This window comes from Hassallia byssoidea VB512170 (assembly GCF_000817785.2).
In the GTDB taxonomy this organism is placed as follows: Bacteria; Cyanobacteriota; Cyanobacteriia; order Cyanobacteriales; family Nostocaceae; genus Hassallia; species Hassallia carrinoi.
Genome location: NZ_JTCM02000141.1, coordinates 1 through 15,769, shown reverse-complemented (window position 1 = coordinate 15,769; position 15,769 = coordinate 1). Strand labels below are relative to the sequence as shown.

Here is a 15,769-nt window from a genome sequence, read left to right as displayed (position 1 = left end):
CAAAAATGGACAGCCTTGTTCTTAGTTGTTCGTGCAGCATCATAGACAGTCTGTGTAGAAGGCTGTCCATTTTTGTCCACGTTCATTCCAAGGGGTTTACAGCTCATTTTTATTCACCGACAAAAGTAAATTCGCCTATAAGTGAGTAATCTTTACTTCACAAAACGACATAATTAGGTAAAATTAGGTAAAGTAATTTCAGCGTTTGTGAAACAAAGGCATTTTTCTATTCCATGCAAATGAACGAGCGTGCATCCAAACTTCCCTTTGCCCCGCTACTGTTAATCGCGCCCTTTTTCTTGTGGGGTACGGCAATGGTAGCAATGAAACAAGTAATTCCCCACACCACGCCGCTATTTATGGCAGGAGTGCGTCTAGTGCCCGCTGGGGTGCTAATCTTAATCGCAACTGCATTCATGGGTAGACCTCAGCCTAAAAGTTGGGCAGCATGGTTGTGGATTGCCTTATTTGCGTTGGTGGATGGAACGTTATTTCAAGGCTTTTTGGCAGAGGGATTAGTCAGAACTGGTGCGGGGTTGGGGTCTGTAATGATTGACTCTCAACCGTTGGCTGTTGCTTTAATGTCGTTGTGGCTATTTCAAGAACATATTGGTTTGTGGGGATGGCTGGGACTAGCATTAGGAGTCACAGGTATTAGTTTAATTGGCTTACCCGACGAATTAATTTTGAGTCTTTTCTCCAGTTCTACCCCCTACTCCCCACTTTCTACTCCCTACTCCCTCTTAGAAAGCGGCGAGTGGTTGATGTTGTTAGCTGCGCTGTCAATGGCAGTGGGAACGGTGTTGATTAGGTATGTATGTCGATATGCCGATCCGGTAAGCGCTACAGGATGGCACATGATTATAGGTGGATTGCCTTTATGGGGAATTTCATTTTTTAGCGAATCGCAGCAGTGGCAAAATCTTGTAGTATCTGATTGGATGGCGCTGTTATATGCCACAGTCTTTGGGAGTGCGATCGCCTACGGATTATTTTTCTATTTTGCTTCTAGCGGCAGTCTCACCAGTCTCAGTTCTCTCACCTTCCTCACACCCGTATTTGCCCTGCTATTTGGCAATTTGTTGCTCAACGAAGTCCTCAGCCCTGTACAGTGGGTGGGAGTCTGCTTAACTTTAGTCAGCATCTATCTGATCAACCAACGTGACACCTTAGCGCGAACAAATCAGAAGGTTGCAGTCGCAGAACAAAACAATACACATTCGGAGCGATCGCTTCCGGAAGCATCTGGGAAAAAGCTCAACCCAGTAAGTTTATCAATCAGAAAATCTGAACCAGAAATTATGCCTTAACTACTGAGATAGCAACAATTATACTGTTATCTGAATGCTGACCACTAACCGGGGAGAATAGGCGAATTCCTGACTATTCATAATTTTCATCACCTTTAAAGCTTCTTCAAGATATTTTTGTCAAGATAAAAGTTAACATTAAGCCAAGCCCAAGTTATTGTTATATCCATAACTTCCAATGTATCTTCTGGCTGCGAATGTTCGATATGAGGCTACGCCATTCCTCCATCCTGGTAATTACCTGTTTGACTTGCTTGGCATTTGACACCAATCCCGCAAGCACAGTTCCACCTAACCTAGCACCGGAATTCAAACTGTCTCAAACCAATTCTACACAGACAGCCAATTCTTCTATTCTCGCACTTGGTAGTACAGGCGCAGAAGTCGAGGTACTGCAAAAACAACTCAAAGAGTTAGGATATTACGATGGTGTGGTAAATGGAGATTATGGCAAAAGCACCGAACTTGCCGTCTCTAAATTTCAGAAAGCAAAAAACTTGATAACAGATGGTCTTGCTGGTGCGACAACTAAAAAAAGTCTGCTGACAGCAGTTAAGCAAAAGCAATCATTATCCCTTGCTGCTACCACTTCTACCCCGAAAAATGAGAAAGCAAGTACCAAGGCATCTCCGCAAAAAGATTTATTATGGTGGTCGCTGGTTGGTGTGGGAATTTTAGGCAGTCTTGGTGCATTGCTTTATTTGCTCAAGAAATCGAGAAAAGTAAAACTTGTTCAATCGTCCAACTTTGATTTTGAAGTTTTGACACCATCTCAGACAAAGCCGGTTCCTGGTTTGTTACCGTTGGACAGCGCAGCAGATATAACAAATGCAGAAGAAGCAACTGCACCACCTGCTACAGAAGTGTTACCACTAGAAAAAACTTCCCGTTTGGCGAAAGTCAACATCGTTGACGAGTTGATGAAAGACTTACGCAGTCCCGACTTGACGAAACGGCGCAAAGCTATCTGGGATTTGGGACAGCAGGGAGATTCCCGCGCAATTCAGCCACTGATGGAGGTGATGATTGACGCTGATTCTCAACAACGCAGTTTAATTTTAGCAGCTTTGGCGGAAATTGGTACGCGCACACTTAAACCGATGAATCGTGCTTTGGCGATTTCACTGCAAGATGAAAGTCCAGAAGTGCGGCAAAATGCTATCCGTGACTTGACTCGCGTTTATGATATGATGGCTCAAATTAGTCAGATGTTGTGTCTGGCAACGGAAGACTCGAATGCTGAGGTGCAAGCAACAGCGCGTTATGCTCTTTCACAAATGAATCGTATCCGCACTTTGTCGCCTGGTGAAGACAGTGAAGAGGAAGATTCGCAAGAGTAACGCTCAAAATTTATTCTACTGCGGATTGTGACATACGGCTTCGATGCGATAACCATCAGGATCGATCGCAAATGCTGCATAATAATTGGGGTGGTATTGCTCCCGCAATCCAGGCTTGCCATCGTCTTTAGCTGCAACTTGCATTGCTGCTGTATAAAAAGCATCTACTTCAAAGCGATCGCTTGCCACAAATGCCAAATGAAAACCTTTTGATGGTTCAATCTCGGTTACACCTCGATTACCAATCCAAAACATCGGGCGATCAATACCATAAGCTGCAACATAAGGCAAGTTAAATAAGCATTTAATGCCTAATGGTGCAAGTACAACGTTATAAAAATTGATGCTGCGCTGTAAATTACTGACTCCGAGGGATAGATGATCAAACATAAATCTTCACTAAAAAAGTAGCTATGCTGAAGGATTTTCATTGCTGCGTTGTCTAATGAAATTATATATAGCAATCCTCGCTTTTATTTATGAAAAATATTTTCGAGAAATAAACCGCATCGGGTACAAACCCTCTTTAATTATCAATTATGAATTAATAATTATTAATTAGGTTAAATGCTTCTACCAAACCTATGAAATTACTTTTCGTTTCTACTTCCGTTGGACCCCTTGGCACTGGACTGGGCGGTGGTGTGGAATTAACCGTGTATAATATAGCTCAACAAATGATCCAGCGGGGTCATCAAGTGCAAATCGTCGCTCCCGCAGGTTCGACATGGGATAATCTACCTTTAGTGCAAATTCCTGGTAATTTACAGATTATTGCCCAAAGCCAAGAACGCACAGACCCGATTATCATGCCAGAAAATCCTGTTTTGGCAAATATGTGGGATTATGCTCGTCAGGTTCAAACTGATTATGACTTGATTGTAAATTTTGCTTACGATTGGTTGCCATTTTACCTGACACCTTTTTTCAATCGTCCTATTGCTCACTTTGTCAGCATGGGTTCACTCTCCGATGCCCTTGACCAAATGATTGTACAAGTGGCAAAGCAGTTTCCTGGCACTATTGGCTTTTATACTGCGTCTCAAGCTATCACTTTTTCTCAGTTAACCCCACCCTTACATTACTTGAGTAGTGGTATTGATTTAGGGCTTTATCAGTTTTGCTTACACCCGAAACAACAATTAGCCTGGTTAGGTCGCATTTCCCCAGAAAAAGGTTTAGAAGATGCAGTCGCAGTCGCGCAAATTACCCAAATTCCCTTAAAAATTATGGGTAAAATTCAAGATGAATTATACTGGCAGCAGATTTGTGAAAATTACCCAAATGATATCTTTGAATATCTGGGATTTTTATCAACAAATGAAATGCAGCAGGTATTAGGTGAGTGTCGGGCATTATTAATGACACCCCATTGGGTAGAAGCTTTCGGCAATGTCGTAATTGAAAGTTTAGCTTGTGGAGTGCCTGTAATATCCTATCGTCGCGGTGGACCTGCGGAAATTATCCAAGATGGCAAAACTGGCTTTCTGGTAGAACCGGATAGCATTTCTGAGTTAGTAAATGCTACCCAGCGTATCGGTGAAATTGACCGTCATACTTGTCGCGCTGACGCAGAAGCTCAATTTTCTTTTGAAGCGTTAGGTTCGCGCTTTGAAAAATGGTTTAAAGAGATTTTAGGTAATAGGTAATTGGTAATTGGTAATTGGTAATTGGTAATTGCTTTTTGTTGTTGACAACTACATAATTATTAATGCAATCTCAAATCGAAAATTCCAAATCGAAAATTGTCCCGCCTTTTCTCAAACCTGGTGATTTACTGCGAGTAATTGCGCCTAGCGGTGCTTTGCGAGAATTTGCGACCTTTGAACGCGGGGTGGAAATTTGGCGATCGCGTGGCTACAAAGTAGAAATATCTCCCCAGATAGATGATAAATGGGGATATTTAGCAGGTAAAGATGAAACCCGCCGCCAGCAATTAGCAGCAGCATGGCAAGATCCAGAATGTCGCGGTATCCTCTGCGCTAGAGGTGGTTTCGGTAGCACCCGCATTTTGGAAAATTGGAATTGGGGACAGGGGGGACAGGGAGGACAAGGAGGCAGGGGGCAGGGGGCAGGGGGCAGGGGGCAGGGGGAGTTTGTCTCCCCATCTCCCCCATCTCCCTTGTCTCCCCCATCTCCCCCATCTCCCTCATCCCCACTCCCCACTTCCCACTCCCCACTCCCCAAGTGGTTGATTGGCTTTTCTGACATCACCGCGCTATTGTGGAGCTTGGAAAAAGCAGGAATTGCCGGCGTTCATGCACCTGTACTGACAACTTTATCATCAGAGCCGGATTGGTCAGTTCAGCGTTTGTTCGATTGGGTGGAAGGTCGTTCTATTGATTCTTTAAAAGGCTTTGGTTGGGGTGGAGGTATAGCTAAGGGAATTTTGTTACCAGCTAATTTGACGGTAGCAACTCATCTATTAAATACGCCATTTCAACCGAATTTGAATAATGTGATTTTGGCGTTTGAAGATGTGACAGAAGCACCTTACCGCATTGATAGAATGTTGACACAATGGCGGATGAGTGGTGCTTTATCAAAAGTTAGTGGAATTGCATTGGGTAGCTTTACGAAATGTGAAGCACCGGCTGATGTTCCTAGCTTGAGTGTAGAAGAAGTGTTGCGCGATCGCTTGAGCGATTTGGGTATTCCGGTTGTCTCCAATTTACCATTTGGTCACGAAGCACCTAATGCGGCTTTACCAGTTGGGGTTATGGCAACTTTGGATGCAGATGAAGGTATTTTGAGTGTTGCATAATTAAGGAGTTACGGCTTATTTTTTCATTCAAATATAGTAAAAAGTGTAGCAATGACAAAAAAAACAACAGACATTATTCACTCTGAATTGTTTGAAATATTGTCCCAATTGCCTCTGTCTTGGCAAGAGAAAGTTTTAGACTTTGCTATTTCTTTACATCAGAAAAAACTCACTCAGCAATGGGATGCTATTTCTGATGAAGAAGCTGCTACGCTAAAAGCTGAGTTCGCGCAGGAAGATTTAGCCTTTGCAGAAGCAGCTTTAGCTGATTATCTCTCGCTCCTTCACCAAGAGGATAGTAGTGCTTTATTATCAAATTGTTGTTATCGATAGGCAACGATTAATGAGAAAATTAGGAACTCTTTCTCCTAATTACTTCTTGATGCTAAAGGAAGCATTAAAATACACACTAGAGCTTGATGATTTCGATGCTGAAAGCGCAGAATAGTTATTGCGATCGCATTTCATTATTTCGGTAACTAAAACTTGATAAACGATACAACATGTCAACATTGTGTTTAAGTGTGCCTTCAAATTAAATACGCAGAGGACATTATTCCTCTGCGTCAAAAAATAATCAAATTTCTCCCAAACCTAAGCGATCCAAAATAAAGGCGTAGTCAAAAGCTAATTCTTTTAAGCTTTCATAACGCCCAGATGCACCGCCATGTCCGGCGCTCATGTTAGTTTTGAGTAAGAGAATATTGTTATCTGTCTTCAATTCTCTTAACTTTGCTGTCCATTTGGCTGGTTCCCAGTATTTCACGCGAGAATCATTTAAGCCCGCAGTGATGAGTATATCTGGGTAATCTTTCGCCTCAACGTTATCATAAGGCGAATAAGATTTCATGTAGTCGTAATAAACTTTGTCGTTGGGATTACCCCATTCTTCCCATTCCATCGCCGAAAGGGGCAATGAAGTATCTAAAATAGTAGTCACGACATCTACAAATGGGACATCAGCAACTACTACTTTAAAAAGATCGGGACGCATATTTATGACTGCACCCATCAATAAACCACCTGCGCTACCCCCGGAAATAACTAGGCGATCGCTTTGTGTCCATTTTTCGCCAATCAAATATTCTGCACAGGCGATAAAATCTGTAAAGGTATTTTTTTTCTGCAAAAATTTCCCGTCTTCATACCATTTTCGCCCCATTTCTTCGCCACCGCGAATATGAGCGATCGCATACACCATTCCCCGATCTAACAGCGTTAGTCGAGTTGATGAAAACATCACCGGGTAAGAATATCCGTAAGAACCATATCCTGTCATAAACAAGGGATTTTTACCATCTTTTTCGATTCCTTGTTTGTAAACAATAGATATAGGAATTTGCGTTCCATCTTTCGCTGTAGCCATCAGCCACTCACTTTTATAGTGGCTTTTATCATAGCCTCCAAGAACTTCCGTTTCTTTTTTCAACTCTCGCTTATCTGTTTCCATGTCGTAATCAAACACAGATAACGGTGTGATTAAAGATGTGTAATTGAAGCGGAGAATACTTGTGTTAAATTCTGGGTTGTTTCCTTCATAAAAGGTATATGTAGGTTCTGGAAAAGTAATATTACTTTCCTTACTTGTAGATAAGTTTTGCACTCTTGCAGTTTGCAATCCCGCTTTTCTTTCATAAATTACCAAATGATTGGCAAACAAACTCACCCCTGATAGCATCACATCTTCGCGATGGGGAATTACAGTTTGCCAATTTTCCTTATTCGGCGTTGCTACCGGGGTTTTCACCAATTTAAAGTTGGTTGCTTCATCGTTAGTAACGATGTAAAAATAATCGCTGTGATGTTCAACATCGTATTCCATCCCTGTAGTGCGTGGATGAATTATCTGAAAATCACCAGTAGGATTATTCGCATCTAAATAATGAATTTCCGTGGTAATGCTGCTATGCAAAATCATCAAGATGTATGCTTCACTACGGGTTTTTCCCAAATCTAAATTGTAAGTATCATCAGGCTCGTGGTAAATTAAAACATCTTCAGTTGTCGGTGTTTGTAAAGTATGGCGAAATAGTTGATAAGGACGATTCGCCGCGTTTATTTTGGTGTAAAATACTGTCTGGTTATCGTTCCCCCAAGTTAAAGAAAAATAAGTTTCCGGTATAGTTTCGGAATACAACTCAAATGTGTTCAAGTCAAGAAAGAAAAGGGTGTATTGTTCCGAGCCGCTAGTATCAGTTGAATAAGCTAAGATTTGATGATTGGGACTGATTTGAAATACACCTAAGCTGAAAAATTCATGCCCTTGCGCTAGTTCATTTTGGTCTAGAAGCACTTCTTCTGTTGCGTCGAGACTACCTTTTTTGCGACAGTGAATAGGGTAAGCTTTTCCTTCTTCGGTGCGAGAATAATAGTAATAATCATCTTTGCGGAATGGCACTGATAAGTCAGTTTCTTGAATCCGCGCCAACATCTCATCATAAAGCTTTGTTTGCAAAGCTTCAGTATGTTGCATCATGCTTTGTGTGTAAGCGTTTTCGGCTTCTAGATAAGCGATCGCCTTATCGTTGTCGATATCGCGCAGCCAAAAGTAATCGTCAATTCGCCGATCGCCGTGTAACTCCAAAACTTGCGGTTGTTTCTCAGCAACTGGTGGGTTCACAATATGTTGTAAACGGTTATCTTTATTCATATTTTTTTACCTCGATCTCAATGTGCAGCAATTACACTCCTAGTTATGATGAACTAGAAATACCATTAGTGTGGCGCGATTTTTTCAGCCGACACAACCCAATGGCAGGTACAACTCCCAGAATCACCGCAGTTAACCCTTGTCCACTCAAATACAATATCTGAGTCCGGTTTGCTTCGGGAATAAAATCTTGCACTTTCGTTAGCAACCAAATCGAGATACTGATGAAGAAAAATGAAACTGAAGGTAAAAAAGTCCACCACCAAGCATCTTTTGTGTAACGTCGCAATACCATAAATTGGCAAAACCCCAGCCAAATGCCAGAAAGAATATATAAAAAAGTTGACAAAATGCCCAAAATAACAGTTTCATTAGGAGATATCAAATTTGACGATGCAGCGATCGCACTAATGTAGCTTATCCATGCTGTAGAAACGCTATTGGCAATCAGCCAACCGAAACTAGTAGCCAGCAGCCACAACCAACCGGATACATATCGACGCACGACGATCGCTTGATCTGCGCCAAAAATTAAGGCAAAAATTAAATTACTGCTGAAGCTTTTACCCAAAGAATACCACGTCAGATGTTGCTGGAAAATGCTTGGTGGTATAGTTTCCACAATAGTTTTTTCTAAAGCGATGCTGGCAATTCCACCTACCACCCATCCTAAAAGCGTCAAAATTGAAAATTGGATAAAGAAGCTTTGACGCTGCGATCGCGGTATCAAAAGCATTTGCCGCTGAGAATCGTTTGAAGTCAAGGTAAAATCAGAATTATGGGTTTGCATTGCTCTGGGGAATTGGGAATGGGTAATGGGTAATGGGTAATGGAAAATGGGTAATGGGGAAGGCTGGGGGAACCCCACCCCTACATGTGGAAAAATTTATTCTACTCCCCATTCCCCACTCCCCATCTCCCCATCTCCCCATCCCCCCCTCCTCTTTTCCGGCAAGCTCCTGAAAAAGCGTAATCCGAGAATGATAAGCTAAACAGTGGCATAAAAAAACGACTTAGGATGAAGTGTTAAATGGGTGTTTCCTTAAGCGCTCCTCATCTCCTACGAGCTGCTCGTGGTGAAGTGTTAGATCGTCCTCCAGTATGGATGATGCGTCAAGCTGGACGATATATGAAAGCGTATCGAGATTTACGCGAAAAGTATCCATCGTTTCGCGATCGCTCGGAAATTCCCGAAGTAGCGATTGAAATTTCTTTACAACCTTGGCGAGCTTTCCAGCCGGATGGAGTAATTCTATTTTCCGATATTGTCACGCCTCTACCCGGTTTGGGCATTGAAATGGATATTGCTGAAGGCAAAGGTCCAATTATTCAATCACCTATTCGCTCTCAAGCCCAAATCGATCAACTGCGTCCTTTAGAACCAGAAGCATCCCTGCCATTTATCAAAACAATTTTGCAGGCTTTGCGTACTGAGGTGGACAATCAATCAACGGTGCTGGGCTTTGTCGGGGCGCCGTGGACTTTAGCAGCTTATGCTGTGGAAGGAAAAGGTTCTAAAACCTATTCCGTGATTAAAAATATGGCGTTCTCCGATCCGACGGTTTTGCATCAATTGCTGGCAAAATTTGCGGATGCGATCGCTATTTATGCTCGCTACCAAATTGACTGCGGCGCTCAAGTAGTACAAATGTTCGATTCTTGGGCGGGTCAACTCAGCCCTCAAGATTATGACGTTTTTGCTTTGCCCTATCAACAAAGAGTGTTTGAGCAAGTCAAGCAAACTCATCCAGATACACCGTTAATTCTGCTAGTTAGCGGTAGTGCAGGTGTGCTGGAAAGAATGGGAAAATCCGGTGCGGATATTGTCACTGTAGACTGGTCAGTAGACATGGCAGATGCACGGGCAAGATTGGGCAAAGAAGTGAAAGTGCAAGGAAATCTCGATCCGGGTGTACTGTTTGGTTCCCAAGAATTTATTCGCGATCGCATTTATGATACCGTTCGCAAAGCAGGTAATTGGGGTCATATTCTCAACCTTGGTCATGGTGTGCTACCCACAACCCCAGAAGAAAATGTTGCCTTCTTCTTTGAAACAGCAAAACAACTGAGTTTAACAGCGGTTACTTAACGTTCTTTGTTGCTAATGGCTAATCGTTAATAGCTAATGGTGATGCGATTAGTTATTAGCGATTATCAAAGAGCGATTATCTTCACTAATTACTATTGCTAGAATCTTTTGTCAATTAATCTAATTAATGGCGCTTCTGTAAACATTTCACTACCGAAGAATAATCTAAAGCATTGATTCAAGACCTATAAAGCTTTTTTGCAGAATAAAGTTACCAATAAAAATTCTGGCGTTGCTGATTTGAAGTATGAATTGTAAATTTTGACGGATTATTATAACATTAAAACCCGCCTTTGTAGAGACGTTCCGCCGGAACGTCTGTACCAAGAATTAAGAATTTCACATAAAAGCGAAATAAAAATTATTATGGCTGAACAAACTGCACGCACAATTCTTGTTATTGGAGCTACAGGTGCGATGGGACGCCCGATTGTTCGCCGTCTGCTAACGGATGAAAACAACTGGCGTATCCGTGCCTTGACTCGAAACCCCGAAAGCTCTCATGCTCAAGAACTTTTAGAAATGGGAGCGAACGGAAACCGAGTTGAACTCGTCAAAGGAGATACCAACGATCGCGCCAGTGTTGCAACCGCAATGTCAGGAATCTATGGAGTATTTTGCAACACGAATTTTTGGCAAGATTGCATGGTAACGACTGAACGCGAACAAGGATTACAAATGCTAGAAGCAGCCCGCCAAGCGGGAGTGCAGCACTTTGTCTATTCCTCACTCGATTCGTGTGTCACACTCTCACACGGTCGTATCCCGGTTCCCCACTTTGATGCAAAAGCAGCGGTGGAGCATGAAATTAACTGGCGACGATCCGACGAATTTATGCGTCAAGAAGCCGATGGTTGGTATTCGCGACATGTGACTGTGCTTGTGACGCTTCCTTACATCGAGAATGTCAAGCAATTTGCGGTGCCCGAACGGGGAACATTAAGCGATGGTCGTGAAGGCGTTATTTTCAGGCTACCCTTAGCGGATGCACAATGGTCAATGGTGGCACTTGATGATATTGCCTTCTTTACTGCTTATGTGTTTGCCCATCCAGACGAGTGGGGTGGTAGAACGCTGCCGATCGGCAGTGATAGTTTGACATTCCAAGAAATTGCCGCCACCCTTGAGCGCGTATCTGGCGTTCCTGCCGAGTACCGTCCGATGACTTTAGAAGAATATGCGGCGCTTGGATTGACAAATGTGCATGATGTGATCAACATGCTGCGTTTTTGCATTGAGTACGGAATGCCACGCGATCGCGAATCGCTGCGAAAAATTCACCCTGATTTAATGACTTTTGAGCAGTGGGTGAAGAAAACAGGCTGGCGAGGTGAACCTGGGGAAGTGCAGAAAGATGCCATGACCGGAAGCAAGTAAGGCGATCGCTTAATCACTTTATATACACTTGGTAATTGATAATGGGTAATCGGTAATTGGGCATTCATGAGCGAATTGGGCATTGGGCAATGGGCATTGGGAATAAGAGATTCTTTCCATGACGCCAGATGCGTGACTGTCGGCTGCCCCGACGGCAGATGCTCCACGCAGGTGATCCCCAAGACCGCACTGCCTCCCCAACGCACTGGCTCCCCCATGCCCGATGCCCCATGACGGCAGATGCTTCAAGTCGGCAGAGCCGCCCAACGCACTGCCTCCCCCATGCCCGATGCCCCATGCCCCATTACCTATGCCCCTTGCTTTTTTTCCCGATTTATTGTAAAAATCGATTATGTCCCGACCCGGTGAGTAAGTTGTTGTAGTTGTTAGTTGCTAGATATGCATTCAAAATAGTAATCGCTGTTTAACAACTACAATCTAAAAAATATTTATGACCCAGAAACGAATTTTAATAACTGGTGCAAGTGGCTGTGTCGGTCATTACCTGAGCGAAGCTTTAATTAAAGAGACGAATCACGAGTTGTATTTGCTGGTAAGAAACCCAAGTAAACTGCAAGTTGATACTCAAGCACGTCCGGGTATCACAGTTTTGCAAGGTGATATGCAAGAAATTAGCTTGTTTGCAGACTTGCTGAAAACAATTGATACTGCGGTTTTAACAGCGACGGCTTGGGGTGGAGACAACACATTTAAGATTAATGTAGAGAAAACCCTAGAATTAATGAGTTTGTTAGATCCAGACAGATGCGAACAGGTAATTTATTTTTCTACCGCTAGCGTTTTGGGTCGCAACGAACAACCATTAAAAGAAGCTGGGGAAATAGGGATAGATTATGTTAAGTCTAAATACGAATGTTTGCATAAAGTACCAAAATTAGCGATCGCACCCAAAGTAACCACAGTCTTTCCGACTTTAGTTTTAGGTGGTGAAACTGACAAACCTTATTCTCATATTTCTCCAGGTATTTCAGAAGTTACAAAATATATTGATTTAATTCGTTTTTTGCAAGTAGACGGTAGTTTTCACTTCATTCACGGGCGAGATATTGCCACAGTCGTGCGATATTTAATAGATAATCCACCCAAAGAAAATCAATCGCGAAAATTGGTTTTAGGTCAAGCGCAGTTAACAGTAAACCAAGCAATTGAAGATGTTTGCGCTTATCTTGGTAAAAAAATCATCTTTCGCATTCCCTTATCGTTATCCTTAGCTAATGTGATAATCGCTGTATTTCGCATTCAAATGGATGCTTGGAGTCGATTTTGCATGAACTACCGCCATTTTATTTACAAAAATGCCATCAATCCTGCCACTTTCGGCTTACCAAATTATTGCGCCACCATGAGCGATGTTTTGAAAATTAGCGGTGTTAAACCTGCTAACACCAATTCTCTGTAAAAATAATCTCAATTAGCCCACGCAGGTAAGCTCTGTAAAACTTTGTATAAGTATTCGCTTTGAAAATCTGAATGAAGACTCTGCGTACCCTTCGGGTTCATCAGTTCGACGGGACGGAAACCGACTCCGCCGACTGATTCACCTTTGCGCTTTCCTCTGCGTAACTTTGCGTTTAAAAAAGCTATAAAATAACGCAAAACAGTACTTAGTTTGGATAGCCCCACCCTTCCAAGGTGAGAGATAATTGAGCGGAACTAGATAGTTTTGGCAACAAATTACACAAGTATATAGAAATAAGGAACCAGGCGATCGCGAATACGTCTCATAAATCATTGTTAAAACAAAATAAAACTAGCAACAAGTCAATTACTCTGAGTTTTAGTTACATTAATTACAGTTAAAAAAATAACCATAACGTGAGGATTTCTACTACATGCGAATTTTACTGGTGTATCCTATATTTCCCAAAACCTTTTGGTCATACGAAAAAATCTTGGAATTAGTTAATCGCAAGGTTTTATTACCACCTTTAGGTTTAGTAACAGTAGCAGCGATTTTGCCGCAAGAATGGGAATTCAAACTTGTAGATCGCAACATTCGCACCGCAACTGAAGAAGAATGGGCATGGGCGGATATAGTAATATTCTCCGCTATGATTGTCCAAAAAGCAGATTTACTCGACCAAATTAAAGAAGCAAAAAGACGTGGTAAATTAGTTGCGGTAGGTGGTCCTTACCCAACTTCTGTACCCCACGAAGTTGAGGGAGTAGGCGCAGATTTTCTCATTCTTGATGAAGGGGAAATTACTCTGCCAATGTTTATTGATGCAATTAAGCGAGGAGAAACATCAGGGGTTTTCCGCGCTACCGAAAAACCCGATGTAACATCTACACCGATACCCCGCTTTGATTTACTAGAACTTGATGCTTATGACATGATGTCAGTTCAGTTTTCGCGGGGTTGCCCTTTTCAGTGCGAATTTTGTGACATCATTGTTCTTTATGGTCGCAAACCGCGCACCAAAACACCAGAACAACTTTTAGCAGAATTAGATTGTCTTTATAATTTGGGTTGGCGTCGTGGTGTGTTCATGGTGGATGACAACTTTATCGGCAACAAACGTAACGTTAAATTGTTGCTGAAAGAGTTAAAAGTTTGGATGGCAGAACATCAGTATCCCTTTGCGTTTGACACTGAAGCATCAATTGATTTAGCGCAAGATCCAGAAATGATGGAGTTGATGGTTGAGTGCGGTTTCGCTGCCGTCTTCTTGGGAATTGAAACACCAGATGAAGACAGTTTACAACTAACGAAGAAGTTTCAAAATACCCGCAGTTCGCTAACAGAAGCGGTGGAAAGCATTATTAAAGCTGGATTGCGTCCGATGGCTGGGTTTATTATCGGTTTTGATGGCGAAAAAGTCGGTGCAGGCGATCGCATTGTCCGTTTTGCCGAATTAGCAGCAATTCCCTCTACCACCTTCGCCATGTTGCAAGCGCTACCAAATACAGCTTTGTGGCATCGCCTGAAAAAAGAAGGACGACTGCGCGAAAACCAAGATGGCAACATCAATCAAACTACTTTGATGAACTTTATCGCCACCCGTCCTTTAGAAGATATTGCCAGAGAATATATTGATGCATTTTGTGCTTTATACGACCCTGTTAAATATTTAGACCGCACCTATCGCTGCTTTCTGATGATGGGTGGTCCGAGTTGGACACGACCAGCCAAGATGCCAGAGTTGGTGCTTGTGAGAGCATTCCTAATTATTATCTGGCGACAAGGAATCAAACGCGAAACTCGCTGGAAATTCTGGCATCACTTGTTTAGCATCATCAAGCGTAACCCAAAAGCTGTGGAGCATTACCTCTCAGCCTGCGCTCATATCGAACATTTCTGCGAGTATCGTCAAATTGTCCGCGATCAAATTGAATCTCAGTTAGCTGAGTATTTAGCACAAGGTGCAGAAAAGCCCTATCAGGTGATTTCGGCAAAAGCCGAGGCAGTAGCATCCAAATAAAAGCACCGACACCCTTCTAGGGTGTCGCTATTTAAAGCAAGTTTTACCACAGAATAAAAATAGTTTGCAATCAGATTTACTAAATTTATCTGCACGGGATTTAAAGCAATCTGTTTTGCAATTACCAATTAATCAGCGTTTGGTTTTAGTGGATGCGATTACTGAATTAATTAGGCAAGAATTATCGCTCATTCAAAGGTAAATTTTGTGATGAGGAATAAATCATGGATACTGAGTATGATTTTAGTCAAGGTCAACGTGGAGCTATTGAGCCTACAGCCGAAGGTAAAACAAGGATTACAATTGGCTTAGATGATATTTTGACGTGGTTCCGCGAACAAGTTCATCTTGCGGGTGGTGGAAACTATCAGACTTTGATAAATAATGCGTTGCGTGAATATGTGCAACAGCGTCGCGAACATGAGCGAGGAAATTTTACGGCGAGTTGTGCGCGAAGAATTGAGTCAGATAAATATGCGGGAATGGAAAATATGACCAAAACGCGATCGCTTCATTCAGCTTGACGATACACCAAAATCAATGCCTTAATTACTCAACTGAGAAACAGGCACAGGCAAATTGAGTAAGTAATCAGCTTAATTACTTGCCCAAAACACCTTTAGGAGAAAGCATTTAAGCATTTTGCTTGCTGAATCTACTGAAATGAGAAAGCAAACTCAAGTTTGAGAAAGCATTTAGGCATTTTGCTTGCTGAATCTACTGAAATGAGAAAGCAAACTCAAGTTTGAGAAAGCATTTAAGCATTTTGCTTGCTGAATCTACTGAAATGAGAAAG

Annotated in this window: 16 protein-coding genes; 12 read left to right on the top strand and 4 right to left on the bottom strand. The window is 42.3% G+C overall.

Annotated features, from left to right (window positions below):
* The first annotated feature begins 233 nt into the window (after positions 1–233).
* On the top strand, positions 234–1,310 hold the full coding sequence (locus PI95_RS31700) for a DMT family transporter (RefSeq protein ID WP_039752358.1): 1,077 nt from the start codon (positions 234–236) through the stop codon (positions 1,308–1,310).
* Between the two features lie 206 nt (positions 1,311–1,516).
* Positions 1,517–2,650, top strand: a complete 1,134-nt coding sequence (locus PI95_RS31695; RefSeq protein ID WP_039752359.1) for a peptidoglycan-binding protein — start codon at positions 1,517–1,519, stop codon at positions 2,648–2,650.
* 15 nt (positions 2,651–2,665) lie between these two features.
* On the opposite strand, the gene PI95_RS31690 is transcribed toward PI95_RS31695, so the two are convergent.
* Positions 2,666–3,040: a VOC family protein gene (locus PI95_RS31690; protein WP_039752360.1), complete on the bottom strand. Its 375-nt coding sequence runs from the start codon at positions 3,038–3,040 to the stop codon at positions 2,666–2,668.
* 194 nt (positions 3,041–3,234) lie between these two features.
* Between PI95_RS31690 and PI95_RS31685 the strand changes: the two genes are divergently transcribed.
* The 3 genes from PI95_RS31685 (at position 3,235) to PI95_RS31675 (ending at position 5,747) form a co-directional block, all read left to right on the top strand.
* A complete protein-coding gene (locus PI95_RS31685; RefSeq protein WP_039752362.1) occupies positions 3,235–4,299 on the top strand; it encodes a glycosyltransferase family 4 protein in 1,065 nt (354 codons plus the stop codon).
* Between the two features lie 62 nt (positions 4,300–4,361).
* The gene (locus PI95_RS31680) at positions 4,362–5,414 is read left to right on the top strand and encodes a S66 peptidase family protein (RefSeq protein ID WP_039752363.1); all 1,053 of its coding nucleotides are present in this window, start codon (positions 4,362–4,364) and stop codon (positions 5,412–5,414) included.
* A gap of 51 nt (positions 5,415–5,465) precedes the next feature.
* Positions 5,466–5,747 (top strand): hypothetical protein, encoded by a 282-nt coding sequence (locus tag PI95_RS31675; RefSeq protein WP_039752365.1) that lies wholly within the window; start codon positions 5,466–5,468, stop codon positions 5,745–5,747.
* Positions 5,748–5,991: 244 nt separating this feature from the next.
* Here the strand turns inward: PI95_RS31675 and PI95_RS31670 are convergent, their stop codons facing one another.
* Complete coding sequence (locus PI95_RS31670) at positions 5,992–8,064, bottom strand: S9 family peptidase (RefSeq protein WP_039752366.1); 2,073 nt, start codon at positions 8,062–8,064, stop codon at positions 5,992–5,994.
* 43 nt (positions 8,065–8,107) lie between these two features.
* Positions 8,108–8,854, bottom strand: a complete 747-nt coding sequence (locus tag PI95_RS31665) for a hypothetical protein (RefSeq protein ID WP_039752367.1) — start codon at positions 8,852–8,854, stop codon at positions 8,108–8,110.
* A 32-nt stretch (positions 8,855–8,886) separates the two neighbouring features.
* Here PI95_RS31665 and PI95_RS31660 point away from each other — a divergent pair, with 32 nt between their 5' ends.
* From PI95_RS31660 to PI95_RS31650, 3 genes are all read left to right on the top strand, one after another.
* The gene (locus PI95_RS31660; RefSeq protein ID WP_163519375.1) at positions 8,887–9,027 is read left to right on the top strand and encodes a hypothetical protein; all 141 of its coding nucleotides are present in this window, start codon (positions 8,887–8,889) and stop codon (positions 9,025–9,027) included.
* A gap of 67 nt (positions 9,028–9,094) precedes the next feature.
* Positions 9,095–10,153 carry a uroporphyrinogen decarboxylase gene (gene hemE / locus PI95_RS31655; RefSeq protein ID WP_039752368.1) on the top strand — a complete coding sequence of 353 codons (1,059 nt, stop codon included), beginning with the start codon at positions 9,095–9,097 and terminating at the stop codon, positions 10,151–10,153.
* A gap of 366 nt (positions 10,154–10,519) precedes the next feature.
* Entirely contained in the window at positions 10,520–11,530 is a 1,011-nt protein-coding gene (locus PI95_RS31650) for an NmrA/HSCARG family protein (RefSeq protein ID WP_052325717.1), read from the top strand.
* An 18-nt stretch (positions 11,531–11,548) separates the two neighbouring features.
* Here PI95_RS31650 and PI95_RS31645 read toward each other — a convergent pair whose 3' ends face one another.
* Complete coding sequence (locus PI95_RS31645; protein WP_163519374.1) at positions 11,549–11,797, bottom strand: hypothetical protein; 249 nt, start codon at positions 11,795–11,797, stop codon at positions 11,549–11,551.
* A gap of 184 nt (positions 11,798–11,981) precedes the next feature.
* Between PI95_RS31645 and PI95_RS31640 the strand changes: the two genes are divergently transcribed.
* From PI95_RS31640 to PI95_RS31625, 4 genes are all read left to right on the top strand, one after another.
* A complete protein-coding gene (locus PI95_RS31640; RefSeq protein ID WP_039752369.1) occupies positions 11,982–12,950 on the top strand; it encodes an NAD-dependent epimerase/dehydratase family protein in 969 nt (322 codons plus the stop codon).
* 433 nt (positions 12,951–13,383) lie between these two features.
* Complete coding sequence (locus PI95_RS31635) at positions 13,384–14,973, top strand: B12-binding domain-containing radical SAM protein (protein WP_039752372.1); 1,590 nt, start codon at positions 13,384–13,386, stop codon at positions 14,971–14,973.
* A 64-nt stretch (positions 14,974–15,037) separates the two neighbouring features.
* Positions 15,038–15,175 carry a hypothetical protein gene (locus PI95_RS31630; protein WP_163519373.1) on the top strand — a complete coding sequence of 46 codons (138 nt, stop codon included), beginning with the start codon at positions 15,038–15,040 and terminating at the stop codon, positions 15,173–15,175.
* Positions 15,176–15,197: 22 nt separating this feature from the next.
* A complete protein-coding gene (locus PI95_RS31625) occupies positions 15,198–15,497 on the top strand; it encodes a BrnA antitoxin family protein (protein ID WP_236117282.1) in 300 nt (99 codons plus the stop codon).
* Positions 15,498–15,769: the final 272 nt, after the last annotated feature.